The organism is Streptomyces phaeoluteigriseus, assembly GCF_001896135.2.
GTDB classification, from domain to species: domain Bacteria; phylum Actinomycetota; class Actinomycetes; order Streptomycetales; family Streptomycetaceae; genus Streptomyces; species Streptomyces phaeoluteigriseus.
Genome location: NZ_MPOH02000016.1, coordinates 340,242 through 361,427, shown reverse-complemented (window position 1 = coordinate 361,427; position 21,186 = coordinate 340,242). Strand labels below are relative to the sequence as shown.

The 21,186-nt window shown below is 71.0% G+C and carries 22 protein-coding genes and 2 pseudogenes; 13 read left to right on the top strand and 11 right to left on the bottom strand.

What is annotated here, in order from left to right; all coding sequences use genetic code 11:
• Positions 1-77: 77 nt before the first annotated feature.
• A pseudogene (locus BM536_RS43185) lies at positions 78-532 on the top strand (hypothetical protein); the annotation flags it as partial.
• 209 nt (positions 533-741) lie between these two features.
• Here the strand turns inward: BM536_RS43185 and BM536_RS26345 are convergent.
• Together BM536_RS26345 and mca are read right to left on the bottom strand one after the other, a co-directional pair.
• Positions 742-987 carry a hypothetical protein gene (locus BM536_RS26345; protein ID WP_073493254.1) on the bottom strand — a complete coding sequence of 82 codons (246 nt, stop codon included), beginning with the start codon at positions 985-987 and terminating at the stop codon, positions 742-744.
• Entirely contained in the window at positions 980-1,861 is an 882-nt protein-coding gene (gene mca / locus BM536_RS26340; RefSeq protein WP_073493256.1) for a mycothiol conjugate amidase Mca, read from the bottom strand. Before mca ends, BM536_RS26345 begins: the two co-directional genes overlap by 8 nt.
• Positions 1,862-2,020: 159 nt before the next feature.
• On the opposite strand from mca, the gene BM536_RS26335 reads away from it, so the two are divergent.
• The gene (locus BM536_RS26335) at positions 2,021-2,419 is read left to right on the top strand and encodes a DUF4307 domain-containing protein (protein ID WP_073493258.1); all 399 of its coding nucleotides are present in this window, start codon (positions 2,021-2,023) and stop codon (positions 2,417-2,419) included.
• 169 nt (positions 2,420-2,588) lie between these two features.
• Positions 2,589-3,089 (top strand): transcription elongation factor GreA, encoded by a 501-nt coding sequence (gene greA / locus BM536_RS26330; protein ID WP_073493259.1) that lies wholly within the window; start codon positions 2,589-2,591, stop codon positions 3,087-3,089.
• A gap of 110 nt (positions 3,090-3,199) precedes the next feature.
• On the opposite strand, the gene BM536_RS26325 is transcribed toward greA, so the two are convergent.
• From BM536_RS26325 to ilvA, 3 genes are all read right to left on the bottom strand, one after another.
• Positions 3,200-4,057, bottom strand: a complete 858-nt coding sequence (locus tag BM536_RS26325; protein WP_073493261.1) for an ABC transporter permease — start codon at positions 4,055-4,057, stop codon at positions 3,200-3,202.
• A complete protein-coding gene (locus tag BM536_RS26320) occupies positions 4,054-5,031 on the bottom strand; it encodes an ATP-binding cassette domain-containing protein (protein WP_073493263.1) in 978 nt (325 codons plus the stop codon). The genes BM536_RS26325 and BM536_RS26320 overlap by 4 nt, the downstream gene beginning before the upstream one ends.
• A 271-nt stretch (positions 5,032-5,302) precedes the next feature.
• Positions 5,303-6,532: a threonine ammonia-lyase gene (gene ilvA / locus BM536_RS26315; protein ID WP_094103593.1), complete on the bottom strand. Its 1,230-nt coding sequence runs from the start codon at positions 6,530-6,532 to the stop codon at positions 5,303-5,305.
• Between the two features lie 163 nt (positions 6,533-6,695).
• Here ilvA and BM536_RS26310 point away from each other — a divergent pair, with 163 nt between their 5' ends.
• From BM536_RS26310 to BM536_RS43175, 3 genes are all read left to right on the top strand, one after another.
• On the top strand, positions 6,696-7,202 hold the full coding sequence (locus tag BM536_RS26310) for a MarR family winged helix-turn-helix transcriptional regulator (protein WP_211362960.1): 507 nt from the start codon (positions 6,696-6,698) through the stop codon (positions 7,200-7,202).
• 152 nt (positions 7,203-7,354) lie between these two features.
• Positions 7,355-7,876 (top strand): sigma factor-like helix-turn-helix DNA-binding protein, encoded by a 522-nt coding sequence (locus BM536_RS43180; protein WP_073493265.1) that lies wholly within the window; start codon positions 7,355-7,357, stop codon positions 7,874-7,876.
• On the top strand, positions 7,873-8,121 hold the full coding sequence (locus tag BM536_RS43175) for a hypothetical protein (protein ID WP_073493267.1): 249 nt from the start codon (positions 7,873-7,875) through the stop codon (positions 8,119-8,121). Before BM536_RS43180 ends, BM536_RS43175 begins: the two co-directional genes overlap by 4 nt.
• A gap of 4 nt (positions 8,122-8,125) precedes the next feature.
• Here the strand turns inward: BM536_RS43175 and BM536_RS26300 are convergent, their stop codons facing one another.
• Entirely contained in the window at positions 8,126-9,280 is a 1,155-nt protein-coding gene (locus tag BM536_RS26300) for a cystathionine gamma-synthase (RefSeq protein ID WP_073493269.1), read from the bottom strand.
• A gap of 131 nt (positions 9,281-9,411) precedes the next feature.
• Between BM536_RS26300 and BM536_RS26295 the strand changes: the two genes are divergently transcribed.
• Positions 9,412-10,530, top strand: coding sequence for a hypothetical protein (locus BM536_RS26295; RefSeq protein ID WP_073493270.1), 1,119 nt, complete (start codon positions 9,412-9,414; stop codon positions 10,528-10,530).
• An 86-nt stretch (positions 10,531-10,616) separates the two neighbouring features.
• Here BM536_RS26295 and msrA read toward each other — a convergent pair whose 3' ends face one another.
• Positions 10,617-11,132 (bottom strand): peptide-methionine (S)-S-oxide reductase MsrA, encoded by a 516-nt coding sequence (msrA, locus tag BM536_RS26290; protein ID WP_073493272.1) that lies wholly within the window; start codon positions 11,130-11,132, stop codon positions 10,617-10,619.
• Between the two features lie 178 nt (positions 11,133-11,310).
• On the opposite strand from msrA, the gene BM536_RS26285 reads away from it, so the two are divergent.
• From BM536_RS26285 to BM536_RS26265, 5 genes and pseudogenes are all read left to right on the top strand, one after another.
• Entirely contained in the window at positions 11,311-11,919 is a 609-nt protein-coding gene (locus BM536_RS26285) for a DUF4291 domain-containing protein (protein WP_073493274.1), read from the top strand.
• Positions 11,920-11,928: 9 nt separating this feature from the next.
• Positions 11,929-13,030: pseudogene (locus BM536_RS26280) on the top strand (serine hydrolase domain-containing protein).
• 55 nt (positions 13,031-13,085) lie between these two features.
• On the top strand, positions 13,086-13,724 hold the full coding sequence (locus tag BM536_RS26275) for a hypothetical protein (RefSeq protein ID WP_073493276.1): 639 nt from the start codon (positions 13,086-13,088) through the stop codon (positions 13,722-13,724).
• Entirely contained in the window at positions 13,717-14,298 is a 582-nt protein-coding gene (locus BM536_RS26270; protein WP_245873776.1) for a DUF3885 domain-containing protein, read from the top strand. The genes BM536_RS26275 and BM536_RS26270 overlap by 8 nt, the downstream gene beginning before the upstream one ends.
• Before the next feature lie 99 nt (positions 14,299-14,397).
• Positions 14,398-15,138 (top strand): Type 1 glutamine amidotransferase-like domain-containing protein, encoded by a 741-nt coding sequence (locus tag BM536_RS26265; protein WP_073493278.1) that lies wholly within the window; start codon positions 14,398-14,400, stop codon positions 15,136-15,138.
• Between the two features lie 125 nt (positions 15,139-15,263).
• Here the strand turns inward: BM536_RS26265 and BM536_RS26260 are convergent, their stop codons facing one another.
• Positions 15,264-16,304 (bottom strand): NAD(P)-dependent alcohol dehydrogenase, encoded by a 1,041-nt coding sequence (locus BM536_RS26260; RefSeq protein ID WP_073493280.1) that lies wholly within the window; start codon positions 16,302-16,304, stop codon positions 15,264-15,266.
• Between the two features lie 169 nt (positions 16,305-16,473).
• Between BM536_RS26260 and BM536_RS26250 the strand changes: the two genes are divergently transcribed.
• Positions 16,474-17,397: a helix-turn-helix domain-containing protein gene (locus tag BM536_RS26250; RefSeq protein WP_073493282.1), complete on the top strand. Its 924-nt coding sequence runs from the start codon at positions 16,474-16,476 to the stop codon at positions 17,395-17,397.
• Between the two features lie 183 nt (positions 17,398-17,580).
• Here BM536_RS26250 and BM536_RS26245 read toward each other — a convergent pair whose 3' ends face one another.
• The 3 genes from BM536_RS26245 to BM536_RS26235 all read right to left on the bottom strand — a co-directional run bounded on the left by BM536_RS26245 (position 17,581) and on the right by BM536_RS26235 (position 21,122).
• Positions 17,581-18,261 (bottom strand): ABC transporter ATP-binding protein, encoded by a 681-nt coding sequence (locus BM536_RS26245; protein ID WP_073493284.1) that lies wholly within the window; start codon positions 18,259-18,261, stop codon positions 17,581-17,583.
• Between the two features lie 36 nt (positions 18,262-18,297).
• Positions 18,298-19,740 carry an ABC transporter permease gene (locus BM536_RS26240; protein ID WP_073493285.1) on the bottom strand — a complete coding sequence of 481 codons (1,443 nt, stop codon included), beginning with the start codon at positions 19,738-19,740 and terminating at the stop codon, positions 18,298-18,300.
• A gap of 134 nt (positions 19,741-19,874) precedes the next feature.
• The gene (locus BM536_RS26235; protein ID WP_073493301.1) at positions 19,875-21,122 is read right to left on the bottom strand and encodes a L,D-transpeptidase; all 1,248 of its coding nucleotides are present in this window, start codon (positions 21,120-21,122) and stop codon (positions 19,875-19,877) included.
• Positions 21,123-21,186 lie beyond the last annotated feature (64 nt).

Genomic DNA, 21,186 nt, shown 5'->3' with positions numbered 1-21,186 from the left:
GGGCCGCACCCCGTGCCCTCACATCCTGCACGGTTCACACCCTCGAGCCCGTGCGACCGCCGCAGCACACCTGCGGCTCCGGCTTCGCCCGCCAGCTCCTGGTGGACGCCCGCGCCGACTTCCAGCGCATCGGGGTCGCCCACGGCGAGGCCTGGACCTGCCTGGAACTCGCGATCGTCGACGCGGGCAACACCCGTGCCCAGCAGGCGCTGGCCCTGTGCGACGAGGCGGTCGGCCTGTTCGCGTCGTACGGCGACCGCCGCGGCGAGGACTGGGCCCGCTTCCTGCGCTGCACGCCTTCTGCCGTACGCGGCCCCGGGCGGCATCGAGGTCGACACGGCGGTCGCCCAGGACGAGCTGACCAGGTTGGTCACCGCACCCCCATCCCCTGCGCGACACCAGACTCACCGAGTGCCTGGAGGCGTACGGACTGCTGCTGGAGCGGGGCGTGCGTCCGGAGTCGGGCTGGCAGGCGTGGCGCCTGGTCCCGGGCCGGCACGCACGGGACGCGCCCGGTACGGCTGGGCGCTGACCCAGCCGGCCCGCGCCCGGCTGATCGCCGGCGACGCGTCCCGGGCGGTGAACCGGGAAGCGGAACCGCGGGGACGGCTCACGGCGGTGCGGGATCGCCTGCACCGCGCCGCCCCTGCCCGGCAGGGGCGGGCCGGGCCGGGGGCTGGGCGGTGCCGTCGGTCCGGGGTGCGGGAGGTCAGGCTGCGGTCGGTCCGGCGTGCCGTCCGCTCAGCCCTTTGCGGGCGTGGTCTCCCCCGGGGCGGCCGTGCCGGAGGTGCCCTCCGGCGTCTCCACGAAGTCGACCTTGGCCATGCGGCGGTTCATCGACTTCATCAGGCCCCACACCGCGATCGCCATCGCCGCGAAGACGAGGAAACCGAGGACGCCGGGGGTGACCTTGTTCTCGTCGACCTCCTTGGCGAGGGGGACGAGGTGCGTCATTGCCAGGCTCACGCTTGCGCTCATGTCAGGCATTGTCGCGGATGCCCGCAAAGAGGTCGTCCTCGGGGAGGGAGGTATCGACGAGCGACTTCGCCAGCTCGTACTCCTCCGTCGGCCAGACCTCCCGCTGCACCTCCATCGGCACCCGGAACCAGCCCCCGTCGGGGTCGATCTGCGTGGCGTGCGCGATCAGCGCCTTGTCGCGGATCTCGAAGAAGTCGGCGCACGGAACATGCGTGGTCAGCGTGCGCTCGACCCGCTCGAACTCGCTCCAGCGCTTGAGCCACTCACCGTACGGCGACTCCAGGCCGCGGTCGAGCATCGCCTGGTGCAGCGCCTCGGTGCGCGGACGGTTGAAGCCCTGGTTGTAGTAGAGCTTCAGCGGCCGGTACGCCGGACCGAACTCGCTCTCCGGGTACTTCGCGGTGTCGTCCGCGCCCTCGAAGGCCACCATCGAGATCTTGTGGGTCATGATGTGGTCGGGGTGCGGGTAGCCGCCGTTCTCGTCGTAGGTGGTGATCACCTGGGGACGGAAGGAACGGATCTGCCGCACCAGCTCGCCGGCCGCCTTGTCGACGTCCTCGAGGGCGAAGCAGCCCTCCGGCAGCGGCGGCAGCGGGTCGCCCTCGGGCAGCCCGGAGTCGACGAAGCCGAGCCACTCCTGCTTGACGCCGAGGATCCCGCGGGCCTCGTCCATCTCCTTCTTGCGTACCTCGTGGATGTGCTCCTCGATGTACTTGTCGCCCTGGAGCTTGGGATTGAGGATGGAGCCGCGCTCCCCGCCCGTGCAGGTCACGACCAGCACGTCCACCCCCTCGGACACGTACTTCGCCATGGTGGCCGCGCCCTTGCTCGACTCGTCGTCGGGGTGGGCGTGCACGGCCATCAGTCGCAGCTGGTCAGTCAAGACTCATATCCTCAGTAAGTCGGCGCCCCCATGGGACGGGGTGCGATCGGCGGCTTCTATAGTGACCGAATCGAGGCGCCAATAATTCCGTGGTGCCGCCCCGGCGGCCCGGTTTCGGACCTTCGCCCGACCGGCCGGAGGCCTTGCGAGAGGACGATCATGAGCACGGCGAGCACGCGACCCCCCGAGGGCCGTTACGGCCGTTCCTCGGATGCGCGCGCGGACCGCACCCTCAAGGTCACCGGTGCCGTGCTGGGCGCCCTGCTGCTCGCGTTGATCGGCTACTTCGGCTATCACTACGTCGGCCAGAACAAGATCAGCGGCGAGTTGATCACCTTCCAGGTGGCGGACGACTCGGTGCGGGTGCACCTCGAGGTCCGCAAGGACGCCGACGCGAGCGGTTACTGCACGGTCCGCTCACAGGCCGAGGACGGCGACGAGGTGGGCCGCGCCGACTTCCGCTTCTCCGGCCCGGACACGCGGATCGACGAGGTGGTCACGCTCCGTACGACGTCCCGGGGCACGACGGCGGAGCTGCTCGGCTGTCACGCCGACTGATCGCCATCCGGAATACGCAGGTCGTGGCCTGCGTTGACGCAATTCTTATGGCTTATGTCCTCCCCCTCGGGCCGCTGAATTGTTAGGCTCGTGGTTTCGCCCATCCCTGGAGGAACATGCTTCCGGGTAGGGCGAGCTTTGTATTCCCAGTACCGACGAGGAGCACCCTGTGACCCAGACCAGCGAGAACGTCACCTGGCTGACCCAGGAGGCGTACAACAAGCTCAAGAGCGAGCTTGAGCACCTTACTGGTCCTGCGCGCACCGAGATCGCCGGCAAGATCGCGGCCGCGCGCGAGGAGGGCGACCTGCGCGAGAACGGCGGTTACCACGCCGCCAAGGAGGAGCAGGGCAAGCAGGAACTGCGCATCCGCCAGCTGACCCAGCTGCTGGACAACGCCAAGGTCGGCGCGGCCCCGGTGTCCTCGGACGGCACGGTGGCGCCCGGCATGGTGGTGACGATCGCCTTCGACGGCGACGAGGACGACACGCTGGACTTCCTGCTGGCCTCGCGTGAGTACGCGAGCTCCGACATCGAGACCTATTCGCCGCAGTCGCCGCTGGGCTCCGCCGTGGTCGACCACAAGGTCGGCCAGGACGTGCAGTACGAACTCCCGAACGGCAAGACGGCCTCCGTACGCATCCTCAAGGCCGAGCCCTACAACGGCTGACGGACCCCTCCGGCCCTCCGGTTCCTGAGTAGTCCCCGACCCGCGTCCCGACCAGACCCCCGGCGCCCCCGTGGCGCGGGGGTCTCGTCATGCCGTGCGGCGTGGCGTGGTCATGCGGTGGCCGAGCGGTACTTGCGGACCGCCAGGGTGCGGAAGATGAGGATGATCAGCACCGAGTAGATCAGCGAGGCCCAGACCGGGTGCTGCATGGGCCAGGCGTCGGAGGTCGACTGTCCCGGGTTGGCGAACAGCACGCGGCAGGCCTGGACGGTGGCGCTGAACGGGTTCCACTCGGCGATGTGGCGCAGCCAGGGCGTCATGTTGCCGGTGTCCACGAAGGCGTTCGATATGAAGGTGACCGGGAAGAGCCAGATCAGTCCGCCGGAGGTGGCCGCCTCGGGGGTGCGCACGGACAGGCCGATCAGGGCGCCGATCCAGGTGAACGCGTAGCCGAGGAGGAGCAGCAGGCCGAAGGCGGCCAGGACCCGTGCGGCGTCGGTACTGCCGTCGGAACCGACCCGCCAGCCGACCAGGATCGCGACGACGGCGAGGACGAGCAGCGTCAGCGCGGTCTGCACGAGGTCGGCGAGGGTGCGCCCGGTGAGGACCGCGCCGCGGGCCATGGGCAGGGAACGGAAGCGGTCGATGAGCCCCTTGTGCATGTCGTCCGCGATGCCGGCACCGGCTCCGGCGGTGGCGAAGGTGACGGTCTGGGCGAAGATCCCCGCCATGAGGAAGTTCGTGTAGTCGGTGGCGCTGGTGCTGCCGCCGATCTGCATGGAGCCGCCGAAGACGTACGTGAACAGCACCACGAACATGATGGGCTGGATGAGCCCGAAGATGACCATCTCGGGGATCCTGGACATCCGGATCAGGTTGCGTTTGGCAATGACCAGGGAGTCCCGGACGCTCTGCCCGAGCGGGTTGCCCGGGGCCGTGCCCCGGACGGCGTCGGTGACGGCGCTCATTTCACGGTCTCCTTGGCATTCTCTTCGGGCTTGTCCTCGGCGGCGTGTCCGGTGAGGGACAGGAAGACGTCGTCGAGGGTGGGACGGCGCAGGCCGATGTCGTCGATCTCGATGCCTCGGATGTCCAGCTCGCGGATGACCTCCGCGAGAAGCTTCGCGCCGCCGGAGACGGGCACGGTGAGCTTGCGGGTGTGCTCCTCGACCGTGGTGTCGCCCTTGCCGAAGCCGGTCAGGACCTCCACGGCGGTGGGTATGTGCTCGCGGTCGTGCACCACGACCTCCACGCGCTCGCCGCCGGTGCGGGCCTTGAGCTGGTCGGAGGTGCCGCGGGCGATGACCCGGCCGTGGTCGACGACCGCGATGTCGTGCGCGAGGTGGTCGGCCTCCTCCAGATACTGCGTGGTCAGCAGCAGTGTCGTGCCGCCGGAGACGAGGCGCTTGATCACCTCCCACAGCAGTTGGCGGTTGCGCGGGTCGAGGCCGGTCGTCGGCTCGTCCATGAACATCACGGGGGGCGAGACCACCAGCGCCGCGGCCAGGTCGAGGCGGCGGCGCATGCCTCCGGAGTAGGTCTTCGCCGTGCGGTCGGCGGCGTCCGCGAGGTCGAACTGGTCGAGCAGCTCGGCGGCCCGGACCTTCGCGTCCTTCGCCTTCATCTGGTAGAGCTGGCCGACCATCTGGAGGTTCTCGCGGCCCGTCAGATACTCGTCGACGGCCGCGAACTGGCCGGAGAGGCCTATCGAGCGCCTGACCTCGTTGGGGTTCTTGAGCACGTCGAGGCCGGCGACCACGGCCCGGCCACTGTCCGGGCGCAGGAGGGTGGTCAGGCAGCGGACCGCGGTGGTCTTGCCCGCGCCGTTCGGCCCGAGGAGGCCGAGGACGGTGCCCTCCGGGACGTCGAGGTCGACGCCGTCCAGAGCCCTTACGTCACCGAAGGTCTTCACCAGGCCTTCGGCATAGATGGCGCCTGGCATGTGAGTCTCCACGTCGTTGGGGATTTCGTCGTTGGTGTTCGTCGTTGGTATCGGTCGTCGGTACTGGTCGTTCGAAGGTCTTCGGAAAGCCTAGGTTTGTGCGTTTCGTTCCGCCCGCTCGAGATGCGTCGCGCACACCCCCGAGGCGGCGTGACACACACCATAACGCGATGTATCGCGTCTCTCAATGCACTTACCCGAAGGAGTGACGAAGAGGGCTGTGACCTCAGCCGATGTGACCTCAGCCGGTCGAACCTCTACCGGTGTGACCTCAGTCGATGACGATGTACCCGGCCTCGCGCAGGGCCTGACCGACCTCGGCGCAGTGCACCGGCCCCTTCGTCTCCAGGTGCAGCTCGACCTCCGCCTCCGTGAGCCCGAGCCGGGGATCGGTCCGTACGTGGCTCACATCGAGGACGTTAGCGTCGACCACTGACAACACCCCGAGAAGCGTCGCGAGCGCCCCCGGCCGGTCCGTCAGCCGGAGCCGTACGGCCAGGTAGCGGCCCTGCGCGGACATTCCGTGCCGCAGGACGCGCTGCATCAGCAGCGGATCGACGTTGCCGCCGGAGAGCACCGCGACGACCGGCCCCTCGAAGGTGTCCGGCTCGCTCAGCAGCGCCGCCACCGGGCTCGCCCCGGCCGGCTCGACCACCAGCTTGGCCCGCTCCAGGCAGAGCAGCAGCGCGGTGGCCAGCGCGTCCTCCGAGACCGTGCGCACCTCGTCCACCAGGTCGCCGACGATCCCGAACGGCACATCACCGGGCCGGCCGACCTTGATGCCGTCCGCCATCGTCACCGGGCTGCGCAACGCCACCGGCCGTCCCGCCGCCAGCGAGGGCGGATACGCCGCCGCGCCCTCCGCCTGCACACCGACGATCCGCACGTCCGGCCGCAGCGCCTTCACCGCGACCGCGATACCCGCCACCAGCCCCCCGCCGCCGATCCCGACGACGATCGTGCGCACCTCCGGGCACTGCTCCAGGATCTCCAGACCCACCGTGCCCTGCCCGGCGATCACGTCCGCGTGGTCAAAGGGGTGGATGAACACCGCGCCGGTCCGCGCCGCGTACTCCTGCGCCGCCGCCAGCGTCTCGTCGACCACGTGCCCGTGCAGGCGCACCTCCGCGCCGTACTCCCGGGTCGCGCTGATCTTCGGGAGCGGGGCGCCGTTCGGCATGAACACCGTGGAGCGCACGCCCAGCAGGGTGGACGCCAGCGCGACCCCCTGCGCGTGGTTGCCCGCGCTCGCCGCGACGACCCCGGCCGCACGCTCCTCCGGCAGCAGCCCGGCGATCCGCACGTACGCGCCGCGCAGCTTGAAGGAGCCGGTCCGCTGGAGGTTCTCGCACTTGAGGTGCACCGGCGCCCCGACGAGCTGGGACAGGTACCTGCTGCCCTCCATCGCGGTCATCCGCGCCACGCCCGAAAGCATCTTCTGGGCGCCACGCACATCGTCGACAGTGACGGGCCGCAAGGAGTCAGCCGTGCCATAGCTCATGACACGAGCATCGCAGTTCACAGGCGGGAACGACCGCTGTGACCAACCACCGAGACCGGTTTCCGCAGCGCCGGTACGACCCGCCTCCGGGCCGCGTACCCTGTCCCCCAACCCAGCCCCCTTTTCATGAAGCGAGCCCCCGGCCATGCCCACAACACCTGGAATGTCGATGGACATGACGACCCTCGGTGACACCGGTCTTCTCGACGCGTTGCAGCACGAGGTGGCGGTCTTCGCGCGCCGTGCCGAACAGACCCGGCTCGGTGGGGTCGGTCAGGTGCGCAACTCCATGGACCGCGCCGCATACCTGCTGCTCAACCGCCTCGACAAGGAAGGCCCGATGGGCGTCAAGGCGCTCGCCGCGAGCATGGGCATCGACTCCTCGACGGTCACCCGGCAGGTGGCACCGCTGGTCGACACCGGCCTGGTCAAGCGGACCTCGCACCCCGAGGACGGGCGGGCCGTGGTGCTCCAGCTCTCCCCGCGCGGGCTGTCCCGGCTGGACGAAGTGCGTTCTTCCAGACGTCAGTTGATGGCCGAACTGACCCACGACTGGAGCCCGGGGGAGCGCGAGGCGTTCTGCGCGCTCCTCACGCGCTTCAACACCGCGCTGTCCAGCCGGATGGCCGCCCACGGTCTCCCCGGCGCGGAGCCCGCACCGGCTTCCTGACGCCCCGCGCGCACCCTGGCTCCCCGCGCATCCCGCCCGTGCGCGGCTCTTGACCGACGGCTCGCCCCTGGCCTCATATGAGACCGGGTCCCCGTCCGCCGCAGACGGCCGGGATCCGTCCCAGGGGGTCGCCGGCAGGCGGGAGGCGCGCGGTGCGAGCACGGCATGCGGCCCAGGACGTCCGCCGGGCCAAGGAGTTCGAGGCGTTCGTGGCCGGCGCGGGCGGGCGGCTGACGCAGACCGCCACCCTGCTCACCGGGGAGGCCCCGGACGGCAACCCGCGCGCGCGACGGCTGCTGACCTTCGCCCTCGCGCACACGTACGCGTGCTGGGACCGGCTGCACGGCGAGGACCCCTACGACCACGCCCGCCGGCACCTCGCCATCCGCTTCGCCGACACCGCCTGGCACCAGTACGCCACCTGGCAGCACTACGCCGCCCGGGACCGCGCCCGGCGACGCCTCGCCGGCCCGCTGGCCGGGCTCACCCCGCGGGAACGCCTGATCCTGGTCCTCAGGCTCTACGAGGGCGTCGGGGAGGAGCAGGTCGCGGCCCTGCTGGGCCTGCCGACCGAGCGCGTCCACGCCATCTGCGACCGGGCGACCGCGACCGTCCTGCACCCACCCCCGGCACCGTCACCCCCGCTCCCCGGGACGAAGGCGGCGACGACGTGAACCGGCCCGAGCGGGAGGCCGCCGTCCGGCAGATCATGGAACGCTCGGTGCCCCGGCTGCCGCCCGAGCTCCACACGGACGCCGTCCGCCACGGCAGCCGTATGCTGCGCCGCCGCACGCTCGCCCGGCGTCTTATGTGGCTGCTGCTGTGGGCGGCGGCCGTCGCGTTCGCCGTCTGGGCGATGGTGGCCGAGCCGTGGGTGGAGCCGCCGTCGGAGACGACCCCACCCCTCACGGACTGGTGACCGTCTAGCCGAGGGCCTGCTGGAGGTCCGCCAGCAGGTCGTCGATGTTCTCGATGCCGACCGAGATCCGCACCAGGTCGGCCGGGACCTCCAGGGCGGAACCGGCCGTCGACGCGTGGGTCATGCGCCCGGGGTGCTCGATCAGCGACTCGACGCCGCCGAGGGACTCGCCCAGCGTGAACACCCTGGCGCGGTTGCAGACCTCGACCGCCGCCTCCTCGCCGCCCGCCACCCGGAACGACACCATGCCGCCGAACGCCCGCATCTGCTTGGCCGCGACCTCGTGACCGGGGTGGTCCGGCAGGCCCGGGTACAGGACGTTCGTCACGCGCGCGTGCCGGGTCAGCATGTCGGCGACCTTGGTCGCGTTCTCGCTGTGCCGGTCCATGCGCACCGACAGCGTCTTCGTGCCGCGCAGCACCAGCCAGGAGTCGAAGGGCCCGGCGACCGCGCCCATCGCGTTCTGGTGGTACGCCAGCTCCTCGCCGAGTTCCCGGTCGCCGACGATCAGCGCACCGCCGACGACGTCCGAGTGGCCGCCCATGTACTTGGTGAGCGAGTGCACGACGATGTCCGCGCCGAGCGCCAGCGGCTGCTGGAGGTACGGCGTGGCGAAGGTGTTGTCCACGACGAGCCGGGCGCCCGCGTCCCGCGCCACCTGCGCGACGGCCGCGATGTCGGTGATGCCGAGCAGCGGGTTGGAGGGGGTCTCCACCCACACCGCCTTCGTCTTCGGCGTGATCGCGGCCCGTACGGCGGCCGGGTCGCTGGTGTCGGCCACCGACCACTCCACGCCCCACCGGGAGACGACCTTCGCGAACAGCCGGAAGGTGCCGCCGTACGCGTCGTTCGGGATGACCACGTGGTCACCGGGGCTGAGCAGCGTACGCAACAGGCAGTCCTCGGCCGCCAGTCCGGAAGCGAACGCGAGACCCCGGACGCCGCCCTCCAGGGCGGCCAGGTTCTCCTGTAGGGCGGTCCTGGTCGGGTTGGCGCTACGGCTGTACTCGTAGCCGCCGCGCAGACCGCCGACGCCGTCCTGCTTGTAGGTCGAGACCTGGTAGATCGGCGGGACGACGGCGCCGGTGAGGGGATCGGCGGTGTTGCCCGCGTGGATCGCGAGGGTCTCGAAATGCTGACTGATGTGCCTGTCGCTCATGAGCCCCGAGCGTAGTGCGCCGCGGGGAAACGTGCGGGACCGCGGGCTGCCCGGCGCCCCCACCGCGGGGTTTTCCACAGGGCGACGGAGGAGGTTGGCCAATTGTCGGTGGTGTCTGGAACCCTGGAGGCATGGAAATTCTCTGGGTCCTGATCGCGCTGGTCATGCTCAGCTTCGTGCTGCTGCCGGTCCTGCGGCGCAGGCGCGGCATGATCGAGCAGGTCCCGGCCGGCCACCCCGACGCCGCGGACCCCGCGGACTACGGCTTCGTCCGCGAGGAGGAGCTGGACATCCGCATGCCCGGCCCCGACCAGGACCTGCTCGACGTACTGAACGTGGTGCAGCGCACCCAGGACCACCGGGCCGCCCAGCAGCTGCTGGCCGGCACCGAGGCGGAGGGCGAGCGGCGCTGGCAGCGCGTGCAGGCCTTCGCCGGCGCCGCCGCGCTGGAGCTTCACCAGCGGCCCGGCGGGGCCGGGGAGACCCCGGGCGGGCAGTGGCTGCGGGTCTGGCGCGCCGAGGCTCCCAAGGACGCGGGCGGGGCGGCCGTGCACGCCGAGTTCCTCGTGCAGCAGGCGTGGCGCACGTCGACGCCCGGCACGGACGACTTCCGGATCATCATGGAGGAGGCGAAGGACGCCTGCGGTCAGGCGGCTCTGCTCGCTCCCGGTGACCCGATCCCGTACATCGTCGAGCTGTCGGTGGCCCGCGGCCTGGCCTACTCGCAGCCGGAGTTCGAGCAGCTCTGGCTGCAGATCCTGGACCGCGCCCCGGCACACATGGGCGCGCATCTGGCGGCCCTGCACTACTGGTGCGAGAAGTGGCACGGCTCACGCGACACGGCGATGTCGTTCGCGGAGGCCGCGGCGGCGCGCGCCCCTCAGGGCTCCCTCCTGGCGGCGATGCCCCTCTTCGCGGTGTTCGAGCACCTCCCTGAGGTGAACCTCGTGACCGGCTTCTACCAGAGCGAGGTCGTGACCAAGGCGATCCACGGCGCCCTCTTCGCCGTCCATGCGGCCCGCCCCGACGATCCCATGCTGGCGCACGTGCGCCATCTCCTGGTCTTCTTCCTGGTGCGCGCCCAGCGCTGGTCGGAAGCAGTGAACCAACTGGTGCACGTCGACGGGCACGTCGGCGCGCTCCCCTGGACCCTGTCCGCCGACCCGGCGGGTGAGTTCGCGGTGTACCGCGCGCTGGCGGTGGCCGGATACGAGGCGAACGGCGGCAACCCGGCGTCGCTCCCGCACTGACCCCCCCCCCGGACCGGACCCGTACGGCCGGCCCCGAGGGCGGGTCCGGTCGGCCCGGCTCCCACCCTCGGCCGGGCGCCTCGCCGTCAGTCCTTGTTCGCGCGGGCGGGCAGCCGCCACCCCGGACGCGGGAAGTGGCAGGTGTAGCCGTTCGGGTAGCGCTGGAGGTAGTCCTGGTGCTCGGGCTCGGCCTCCCAGAACGGGCCGACCGGCTCCACCTCGGTGACGACCTCGCCCGGCCACAGTCCGGAGGCGTTCACGTCCGCGATCGTGTCCTCGGCGATCCGCTTCTGCTCGTCGTCCACGTAGTAGATCGCCGAGCGGTAGCTGAGACCGATGTCGTTGCCCTGGCGGTTCTTGGTGCTCGGGTCGTGGATCTGGAAGAAGAACTCCAGGATCGTGCGGAAGTCGGTCTCCGCAGGGTCGAAGAGGATCTCGATGGCCTCCGCGTGCGTGCCGTGATCACGGTAGGTGGCGTTCGGCACGTCACCCCCGGTGTATCCGACCCGGGTCGCCTTCACGCCCGTCTGCCGGCGGATCAGCTCCTCCATCCCCCAGAAACATCCGCCCGCCAGTACTGCCCTCTGCGTCTGCGCGGCCATTACGACCCTCCCATATCTGTCAGCTCGGTCACTCGGGCCGCCGGGCTCACACACCACCGGCAGCCCCTGGCCACTCCCCTCAACGTCCGACGGCTCCAGGCGATTCCAAGCCCCTGCGACCGGACCCGCGAACAAAACCGGTGGCCGCCCGGCTCCGGTCCGCCGCACGCTGTACGCCATGCAAGAACCGCAACGCCGGATCCGCGCCCTGTACGGGGAGTCCACGATCACCGTCTACCAGGCGTACCCCCCGGAGATCGGCGTGCCCGCCGCCCGCGACGGCCGATTCCCGCCTGCTTGGAAGCGGGACCGGATGACCTGGATCAAGCCGTCGTTCCTGTGGATGATGTACCGCTGCGGCTGGGGCGAGAAGGCCGGACAGGAGACGGTGCTTGCCGTCGAGGTCACGCGTGACGGCTTCGAGTGGGCGTTGCGGCACGCGTGTCTGTCGGGTTACGTGCGCGGAGTGCACGGCGACCGTGCGACCTGGCAGCGTCAGCTCAAGCGTGCGCCCGCTCGCGTGCAGTGGGATCCCGAGCGGGATCTGCGCCTGCGGGCTCTGCCGTACCGGTCGTTGCAACTCGGTCTCACCGGGGAGGCCGCACGGCGTTACGCCGACGAGTGGACGGTCGCCGTCCGTGACGTGACGCCGCTCGCCCGCGCGATACGCGCCCACGTGAGCGACGGCGACCTCGACGCGGCGGCCGGGCTGCTCCCGCCCGAACGTCCCTACCCCGCCCCGCCCGCCGCGGAATTCGGTTGCCCCTGCCCCGGCCGGGCGGGCTAGATACTGAGCATGGCCGACATCCAGGGCTCGTACGATCATCTGTTCGTCGCTGTTCCGACGGCGTTGGCCGCTTCGCTGGACCGTGGGGACGCCGGCGGTTCGGTGGCGGTCTTCGTGGACGGTGAGCCGGTGGTGGATGTGTGGGGCGGGTTCGCCGACGCGGAGCGGACGGTTCCGTGGCAGCGGGACACCATCGTCAACGTCTGGTCCGTCACGAAGACGATGACCGCCCTGTGTGCCCTGCTGCTGGCCGACCGCGGCGAACTGGATCCGGCCGCGCCCGTCGCCCGGTACTGGCCGGAGTTCGCCGCGGCGGGCAAGGAGGGCGTCCTGGTGAGCCATCTCCTCGCACACACCGCCGGTCTGCCCGACTGGGACGGGCCGGTGGCCGAGCTGTACGACTGGCCGGCCGCCACGGCACGGCTGGCAGCGCAGACGCCGCGGTGGGAGCCGGGCACCGCGGCCGGCTACCACTCGCTCACCCAGGGGTTCCTCGTGGGTGAGGTCGTACGCCGGATCACCGGGCGGAGCCCCGGCGAGTTCTTCGCCGCCGAGGTCGCCGGACCGCTGGGCGCGGACTTCCGTATGGGGCTGCCGGCCGAGCACGACCACCGGGTGGCGGCCACCGTCCCGCCGCCGGGACGGGACGGGGACCACCGCGCGAGCGCCCCCCGGTGGCGATGCCGTTCCGACCGCGGCCACGCCGATCCGTGTCCGTGACGGCAACAGCGTCGCCTGGCGGCGTGCGCAGATCCCGGCCGCGAGCGGGTACGGCAACGCCCGCTCGGTCGCCCTCGTGCAGTCGGTGCCGGCCTGCGGGGGCTCGGTGCGCGGGGTGCGGCTGCTGTCGCGGGCGGGCTGTGACCGTGCGCGCGAGGAGCAGTTCAGCGGCCAGGACCGGGTCCTGGGGATGCCGGTGACCTGGGGCCTCGGCTACGCGATCTTCGGTGACACCTACGGTTGGGGCGGCTGGGGCGGTTCGCTCGTGATGATCGACCCCGCCACGCGCATGGCCGTCGCGTACGTGACGAACCAGATGCGCGACCCGGGCGACGACAACCGGGGACTGGAGATCGTGATGGCCGCCTATGACGGACTCCAGGGACGGTGAGAGGCGCGTGCGCCCCAGAACAGAACTCCAGACAGAACACCGGGAGCATGACCAGATGGTGAAGTGGACCGCCACAATCCCCTCCTTGGAGCGGCCGGACCCCGGAGCCGGGCTGTCCGACTACCAGTCGGCCATGCGGGACCGGCTGCTGGCCGCACCGGTGGTTCCCGCGCCCGCGCCCTGGCGGCCCGTCCCCGGATGTCCCGTCGCCGTCGGCGGGCTGCTCGGGATCGGGTTCGCCGTGCATCCGGGCAGCGGGAACGACCTGGTGATGGTCGTCTCGCAGGACGGTCACGGCCTCTTCGACGCCGTCACCGGCGAGCGGATCGCCCGCGACCGTGACCCCGCGCCCGAGGACGGCACGCCCGACGAGAGCGAGGACCTGTCGTGTCCGGGGCTGGGTCCGATCGCCGGCAGCAGGGTGCGCATCGCGGGCCTGTTCGGCGGCGGGCTGCACTCCGGCACCGGGGACGGCTGGTCGGTGGAGGTCGTCCAGCCGGCCTGGCCGAACGAACGCGTCCTGCTCTCCCGTGGCGACGGACTGCCGCACGACGGCCCGCACGGCGAGAAGTGGTGGCACGTCTTCCACTCGACCCACTCCACCTTCCGCGCCGCCGGATTCTCCCCCTCCGGACGCACCCTCGCCGTCGCCACCAGCAGTGACCTGACCCTGTGGAGCCGCGAGGATGAGTGAGGACCTGGCACGGCTCTGGCGGGAGCGGCACCCGCGCGTCCCGCCCGTCGCGCACACCTTCCGCGGCGTGTTCGCCGACCGGTGGGTACAGTTCCACAGCCTCCCCGGGTCGAAGCGCTACCCGGAGTCCGAGGACGAGTACGCGACCGTGCTGCACCGCCACAACACCGTGCTCGACGAACTCTTCGCGGGCCAGGACGTGTTCGTGGTGACCGGCGACTGGTCGTCCACCGCGGACGGGCCCGCCGGCTTTCCCACACCGCGTCAGGACCTGCACCCGGACGGCGTCCTGTGGTGGACGGAGCCGGACCTGTCGGATCCGGACCCCGAGTTCCACACCTACCACCGCTTCTACGCCGATGTCCGGCCGTGGCGGCCCGGCTGTGTCGACGCCCTGCTGCGGGCCGTCGCGGACGAGGAGATCGTCGACGTCTTCCTCACCGACACCGGTCTGCGCCGCATCCTCCACCCCTACGACGGCGGCGCGGACGCCGTCCTCACCACCCCCGACGAACGGGACCGCCTGCGCGCCCGCCACTCCGACCGGCTCTCCCGCCACCCCTCCGGCCGCTGACCGCGGCGACCCAGCCGAGGCTCTGCTAGAAACGGGAGCGCGCGGCCACCCGGTCGTGAGTTACCACGCGTCATCCGTACAACCCCGGGGGAGATCCGCATGAGTGGCAGCAGTGACGTGTTCCTGATCGGTGGCGGGAGTGACGAGTCGGCCGCCGACGCCGTCTACGGCCCGTTCCTGCGCGCCGCCTCGGCGGCCGCGCCCCGCGTGCTGTGCGTCCTCGTCGACGAGGGCGCAGGCGCCGATCTCTTCGGCCGGTACGACACGCTGCTGCGCAAGGCCGGCGACTGCACGCCGGTGCCGCTGCTGCTGCCGCTCGGGGAACCGTTCGAGCCGGAGGCGCTGACGGCGGACGTGGACGCGCTGCTGGTGTGCGGTGGGCTGACTCCGGCGTACCACGAGGCGTTCGGCGGGTGTCTCGACACCCTGCCCGCGCTGCTCGCGGAGCGGGGTGTGCCGTACGCCGGTTTCTCCGCGGGGGCCGTGATCGCCGCGCGGGACGCGGTGCTCGGCGGCTGGCTGGTGGACGGGGTGGCGGTGTGCCCGCCGGACACCGCGGAGGACCTGGAGGAGGTCGAGGTGCGGCCCGGACTGGGGCTGGTGCCGTTCGGGGTGGATGTGCACGCGGCGCAGTGGGGGACGCTGGCGCGGCTGGCCGCGGTCGTGGCGGACGGGCGGCTCGCCCACGGGGTCGCCGTCGACGAGAACACGGTGGTGCGGGTCGCGGACGGACGGGCGCACGTCGCCGGACCGGGCCGCGCCCACTCCGTACGCCCCGCACCGGCCGGCGCAGTCCTCGTCCGCTCCTACGGCGCGGGCGACTCCTTCCCCGCAGGCTGAGCCCGGCCAAACGTTCCCCCCCGGCCCGGAACCCGCCTGCTGGGCAGGCGGTCGGGCGGACGAGACGACGCACGAAGAGGGCCCCCGGCGTGCTGCCGGGGGCCCGTCGGGGGTGACGCGGGACGTCAGATGGTCGCCGTGTCGATCACGAAGCGGTAGCGGACGTCGCTGGCCAGCACGCGCTCGTAGGCGTCGTTGATCTCGGAGGCGCTGATCAGCTCGATCTCCGCGCCGAGGCCGTGCTCGGCGCAGAAGTCCAGCATCTCCTGGGTCTCCTGGATGCCGCCGATGCCGGAGCCGGCGAGGGTCTTGCGGCCGCCGATCACCGAGAACAGGTTGAGCGCGACGGGCTCCTCGGGGGCGCCGACGTTCACGAAGGCGCCGTCCGTCCTCAGCAGGGCCAGGTAGGCGTCCAGGTCGAGCGGGGCGGAGACGGTGGACAGGATCAGGTCGAAGGTGCCGGCCAGTTCCTCGAAGGTCTTCGGGTCGCTGGTGGCGTAGTAGTGGGCGGCGCCCAGCTTGAGGCCGTCGTCCTTCTTGCGCAGCGACTGGGACAGCACGGTCACCTCGGCACCGAGGGCGTGCGCGATCTTGACGCCCATGTGGCCGAGGCCGCCCATGCCGAGGACGGCGACCTTCTTGCCGGGGCCGGCGTTCCAGTGCCTCAGCGGGGAGTAGGTGGTGATGCCGGCGCAGAGCAGCGGGGCGGCCACGTCGAGGGCGAGGCCGTCGGGGATGCGGACGACGTAGTTCTCGTCGACCACGATCTTCTCCGCGTAGCCGCCGTAGGTGGGCTCGCCGTCCTTGCCGATGGCGTTGTACGTGCCGACGCTGCCGCCGGTGCAGTACTGCTCCAGGCCGGCCTTGCAGTTGTCGCACTCACGGCAGGAGTCGACGAGGCAGCCGACGCCCACGCGGTCGCCGACGGCGAACTTCGTCACACCGGGGCCGACCTCGGTGACGACACCGGCGATCTCGTGGCCGGGCACCATCGGGAAGATGGCCTCGCCCCAGCCCTCGCGGGCCTGGTGGATGTCGGAGTGGCAGATGCCGGCGAACTTGATGTCGATCAGGACGTCGAACTCGCGGACCTCCCGTCGCTCGATCGTCGTGCGCTCCAGGGGAGCCTTGGCGGAGGGGGCGGCGTACGCAGCAACAGTGGTCATGCCGGGGTTCTCCTAGCGGGTCGTACGCCCGGTCTGCCTTCGGACCGGGCACGGCGTCCAGCCTGCCCCGTATCCGGGCGTCCACCCAGGCCTCACCTGTGCCTACGTTCGCCGTGCCTACCACTGGCGGGGTCAGGATCGCCTGCGTACGACCGTGAATACTGGATGCATGGACGAACAGGCCGAAGCCGTACCGCAGCCCGGCGGGCGTCTGGACCGGCGCGCCGAACTCAGCGAGTTCCTGCGCACCCGGCGCGCCCGGCTGAAGCCGGAGGACGTGGGGCTGCCCGACTTCGGGCGGCACCGGCGGGTGCCGGGGCTGCGGCGCGAGGAGCTGGCACAGCTGGCCGGGGTGTCGGTGGCGTACTACACGCGCCTGGAGCAGGGCAACGGGCGGAACGTGTCGGCGGAGGTGCTGGACTCCATCGCCCGCGCGCTGCAGCTGACCGACGCCGAGCACGCCCACCTGACCCATCTCGCCAAGCCGAAGCAGCACAAGAAGAAGCCCGCGGCCCGGGCCCAGCAGGTGCGGCCGGCGCTGCGGCAGCTGCTGGACCTGCTGGACGGGGTGCCCGCCTACGTCGTCGGGCGGCGGGCGGAGATCCTCGCCTGGAACCGGATGGCGGCGGCCGTGTTCGGGGACTGGGGCGAGCTGCCGGTCGCCGAGCGGAACTGGGCGCGGCTGGTGTTCCTGCGGCCCGACTACCGCGACCTGTTCGTGGACTGGGAGCAGAAGGCGATCGACATCGTGTGCACCCTGCGGATGGACGCCGGCTGCTATCCGGACGATCCGCGGCTGTCGGCGCTGGTGGGCGAGCTGTCGGTCAAGAGTGAGGACTTCCGGCGGCTGTGGGCGACCCACGACGTCAAGGAGAAGAGCCACGGCGTGAAGAAGCTGCGGCATCCGCTGGTGGGCGACCTGTCCCTGAACTTCGAGGGCTTCCAGCTGCTCGGCGAGAGCGAGCAGTCGATGGTGTCGTACCACGCGGACCCGGGCTCCCCCTCGGCGGAAGCCCTGCGCCTCCTGGCCAGCTGGGGCGCCGACGCGGGCCGCCTGGGCTCCACCGCTCCCGGGCCGCCGCTGTCGGCCTGAAGCCGTACTCGACGACTGTGCCGGCGGTCCCGGCCGTGGTGCCCGGGTCGGCCGTCATGGACCGGGCAAGCACGAACGGCCCGCCGGAGGCTGCTGTTCCGGGGGCCGTTCGCTCAGCGCCCGGCGAACCGGGTCACGGGGACGCCGTACCGCGTCGGGGAACCGCGCGGTCGGCGGACCGCGTCAGACCGCGTTCTCCTTCACCGTGATCCTGCCCTTGCGGATGGTGGCCACGCGCGGGGCCTTCTTCGCGATCGCGGAGTCGTGGGTGACCATGATGAAGGTCAGGCCGTGCTCCTTCCACATGGTGTGCAGTACGTCCATGATCTCGTCGCGCATGCCCTCGTCGAGGTTGCCGGTCGGCTCGTCGGCGAGCAGCACCTTGGGCTGCTTCACCAGCGCGCGGGCGATGGCGACGCGCTGCTGCTGGCCGCCGGACATCTCGCTGGGGAGGTGTCCGAGCCGCTCGCCGAGACCGACCGACCTCAGGGCCTCGGCGGCCCGTTCGCGCCGCTCCTTCGCCTTGACGCCGAGCGGGACGAGGGCGGTCTCGACGTTCTCCTGCGCGGTGAGCGTCGGGATGAGGTTGAAGGACTGGAAGACGAAGCCGATGTTCTCGCTGCGCACCTTGGTCAGCCTGGCCTCGGAGAGCTTCGCCAGGTCGGTGCCGTCGAGGACGACCTCGCCCTCGCTGGGCCGGTCCAGCCCGCCGATCATCTGGAGGAGGGTGGACTTGCCGCCTCCGGTGGGGCCCTGGATGACGAGCCGGTCACCGTCCGGGATCGTCAGGTCGACACCGGCGAGGGCGTGGACGGTGTCCTTGCCGCGGGTGTAGCGCTTGGTGACGCCTCTGAGTTCGTACATGGGGACAACAGCTCCTGGGGTAGGTGAGGGGGTGGACTACTCGACGCGCCGCAGCGCGTCGGCCGGCCGGAGCCGGGACGCCCGCCAGCCACCGAACGCCCCCGCGATCAGGCCGCCGGCGACGGCGAGTCCGACCGCCACGGCCACCGTCGTGACGCTGACCGGCGCCGTCAGCGCCACGTCGAGCGTGCGGGCCGCCGCCTGCCGGCCGCCACCGAAGCCGCCGCCGGGACCGCCCTGGCCGCCGGTGCCGCCGCCCATCTCGGCCTGGAGGGTGGGGCTGATGGCGGTCACGACGTAGGCGCCGCCGAGGCCGAGCGCGATGCCCAGGGCGCCGCCGAGGAGGCCGTTGACCATGGCCTCGCCGACGACCTGCCCGGTGACCCGGCCGGACTTCCAGCCCAGGGCCTTCAGCGTGCCGAACTCCCGCACGCGCCGGGACACCGCCGAGGAGGTGAGCAGTCCGGCGACCAGGAACGCGGCGACGAGCACCGCGACGGACAGCCACTTGCCGACGCTGGTGGCCAGCGAGGAGGCCGTGGAGAGGGAGCCGGAGACGGTGTCGGCGAGGTCGGCGGAGGTCGTCACCGTCGTACCCGAGACGTTCTTCTGGATCGCGGACTTGACGCTGTCGATCTTCTGCGAGTCGGTCGCCCGGACGTAGACCGTGGTGACCTTGTCCTTGGAGTCGCTGAGCGTCTGAGCCTGCGTCAGCGGGATGTAGACGTTGGCGGCGGCGTCGCCGCTGTCGGCGGTGGCGATGCCGATGACGCTGTACTTGACGCTCTTGATCGTGACCGTCGAACCGGCCTTGAGCTTCTTCTCCTTGGCGTAGGCCGAGTCGACGACGGCGACCTCGGCGTTCGTCTCGGTGGTCTTGAAGGTACGGCCGCTGGTGATCTTGGAGGAGGTCAGCGGGCCGAGCGCGGGCTCCGTGACGTCGGTGCCGAAGACCGAGTAGTTGTCGACGTCGAAGTTCGCGCCGCCGCCCTGCACTTCGCCCTGCGGCTGGCCGGTGCCGCCGGGTCCGCCCTGCTGGCCGCCTCCCTCACCCTGCTGGAACTGGCCGCGGGTGAACTGGCCGTTGACCTTGATGACCTGGAGGCTCAGCCCGCCGACCGCGTCGGAGACGCCGCTCTGCTCGCCGACCTCGGTGACGGTGGCGGTCGACAGGGTCTGGAAGCCCTGGACCATGACGCGGTCGCTGCTCTGCTCGGCGTCGGAGTCGCCGTCCTGCGCGTCGAACTGGAAGCGCGGACGCTCGGAGGTGTCGGCGGTGGGCGCCGCCGCCTTGGTGACCGTCATGTCCGTGCCCAGGCCGTACAGGGACTGGAGGACCTTGTCCTGGGCCTTCCCCATGCCGGAGGAGACGGAGGTGACGACGATGACGAGCGCGATGCCCAGGGCCAGTCCGGAGGCGACGACGAGGGCCGCTCTTCTGCGGCGGCGCAGTTCGCGCCTCAGGTAGGTGAAGAACATGGCCGCAAGCTAGGTACGGCCCGTGATGAAGCCATAAGGCTGAGATAAGAGGAGCATGAGAAGGCTGTGTCGGCCCCGGAAACACCGGTGCGCCCCTGGGGGCGGCGACCGGCGGACGGTGAGCGGGATGTGCGTCAGGCGGCCGAACCGGCCTTCCACTGCGCCCAGTCCATGTTCCAGCCGTTGAGGCCGTTGTCCGGCGCGACGGTCTTGTCGCCGGTGTTCTGGACCACGACGACGTCACCGACGATCGAGTTGTCGTAGAACCAGGCGGCCGGGGTGTTCGGGTCGTCGGCGCCCTTGGTGTCGGACAGGCCGACGCAGCCGTGGCTGGTGTTCACCGAGCCGAAGATGGACTTCGCGCCCCAGTAGTTGCCGTGCAGGAAGGTGCCGGAGCTGGTCAGACGCATGGCGTGCGGCACGTCCTTGATGTCGTACTCGCCCTTGCCGTCGTCGTCGGTGAAGCCGACCGTCGCGCCGTTCATCCGGGTCTCCTTGAACTTCTCGGAGATCACCATCTGGCCCTCGTACGTCTTGTTGTCGGGCGAGCCGGCCGAGATCGGGATGGTCCGCACGGTCTTGCCGTCCTGCATGACCTTCATCTGCTTGGTCTTGGCGTCGACGTACGTGACCTGATTGCGGCCGATCTTGAAGGTGACGGTCTTCTGCTGGACTCCGAAGACCCCGTCGGCCCCCTCGACACCGTCGAGCGCGAGCTTCAGCGTGACGGTGGAGTTCTCCTGCCAGTAGTCCTCGGGGCGGCAGTCCATGCGGGTGGTGCTGAACCAGTGGCAGACGACTTCCTGGCCGCTGGTGGTGTTGACCGTGATGCCCTTCTGGACGGCGGCCTTGTTGGTGATCTCCTTGTTGAAGTTGATGGAGACCGGCATGCCCACGCCGACGGTCGAGCCGTCCTCCGGCGTGAAGTTGCCTATGAAGCTGTTGTCCGGGGAGACCGTGGTGAAGGAGGCGTTCTCGTGGGCCTCCTGGCCCTCCGCGTCCTTCGCGGTCGCCGACAGCTTGTAGGTGGTCGAACGCTCCAACTGGACGCTGGGCTTCCAGCTGGTCTTGTCGGCGGACAGCTCGCCCGCCACCGTGCTGCCGTCGGCCGCGGTCATCGTCACCTGGGTGAGCGTGCCCTTGCTCACGGAGACGGTCGCGGAGTTGTTGATGGAGGCGTTGTTCGAGCCGTCCGCAGGTGTGATCTTGATCTGGGCCTCGGAGGACTTCTGGGCCGCCGCCTCGTCGGCCTGGGCCTGCGAGGAACTGCCCCCACTCTCGGAGGCGTCACTGTCGCCGCCCGAGCACGCAGAGAGCACCAGAACACCGCCGAGCAGTGCGGACGCGGTCATGAGACCCCTGCGCCGCCTACTGTCCGTCATCACACGCTTCTCCATCGTCGCCGATTCCCGTTAACCGGGAGTCCCCGTCCAGACCTTCAACGCT

Coding starts and splice junctions, on each gene's coding strand:
- BM536_RS26345 (WP_073493254.1), bottom strand. CDS start 987: ATGCCTGACATGAGCGCAAGCGTGAGCCTGGCAATGACGCACCTCGTC.
- BM536_RS26335 (WP_073493258.1), top strand. CDS start 2,021: ATGAGCACGGCGAGCACGCGACCCCCCGAGGGCCGTTACGGCCGTTCC.
- BM536_RS26325 (WP_073493261.1), bottom strand. CDS start 4,057: ATGAGCGCCGTCACCGACGCCGTCCGGGGCACGGCCCCGGGCAACCCG.
- BM536_RS26320 (WP_073493263.1), bottom strand. CDS start 5,031: ATGCCAGGCGCCATCTATGCCGAAGGCCTGGTGAAGACCTTCGGTGAC.
- ilvA (WP_094103593.1), bottom strand. CDS start 6,532: ATGAGCTATGGCACGGCTGACTCCTTGCGGCCCGTCACTGTCGACGAT.
- BM536_RS26310 (WP_211362960.1), top strand. CDS start 6,696: ATGTCGATGGACATGACGACCCTCGGTGACACCGGTCTTCTCGACGCG.
- BM536_RS26300 (WP_073493269.1), bottom strand. CDS start 9,280: ATGAGCGACAGGCACATCAGTCAGCATTTCGAGACCCTCGCGATCCAC.
- BM536_RS26295 (WP_073493270.1), top strand. CDS start 9,412: ATGGAAATTCTCTGGGTCCTGATCGCGCTGGTCATGCTCAGCTTCGTG.
- msrA (WP_073493272.1), bottom strand. CDS start 11,132: ATGGCCGCGCAGACGCAGAGGGCAGTACTGGCGGGCGGATGTTTCTGG.
- BM536_RS26285 (WP_073493274.1), top strand. CDS start 11,311: ATGCAAGAACCGCAACGCCGGATCCGCGCCCTGTACGGGGAGTCCACG.
- BM536_RS26275 (WP_073493276.1), top strand. CDS start 13,086: ATGGTGAAGTGGACCGCCACAATCCCCTCCTTGGAGCGGCCGGACCCC.
- BM536_RS26270 (WP_245873776.1), top strand. CDS start 13,717: ATGAGTGAGGACCTGGCACGGCTCTGGCGGGAGCGGCACCCGCGCGTC.
- BM536_RS26265 (WP_073493278.1), top strand. CDS start 14,398: ATGAGTGGCAGCAGTGACGTGTTCCTGATCGGTGGCGGGAGTGACGAG.
- BM536_RS26260 (WP_073493280.1), bottom strand. CDS start 16,304: ATGACCACTGTTGCTGCGTACGCCGCCCCCTCCGCCAAGGCTCCCCTG.
- BM536_RS26250 (WP_073493282.1), top strand. CDS start 16,474: ATGGACGAACAGGCCGAAGCCGTACCGCAGCCCGGCGGGCGTCTGGAC.
- BM536_RS26245 (WP_073493284.1), bottom strand. CDS start 18,261: ATGTACGAACTCAGAGGCGTCACCAAGCGCTACACCCGCGGCAAGGAC.
- BM536_RS26240 (WP_073493285.1), bottom strand. CDS start 19,740: ATGTTCTTCACCTACCTGAGGCGCGAACTGCGCCGCCGCAGAAGAGCG.
- BM536_RS26235 (WP_073493301.1), bottom strand. CDS start 21,122: ATGACGGACAGTAGGCGGCGCAGGGGTCTCATGACCGCGTCCGCACTG.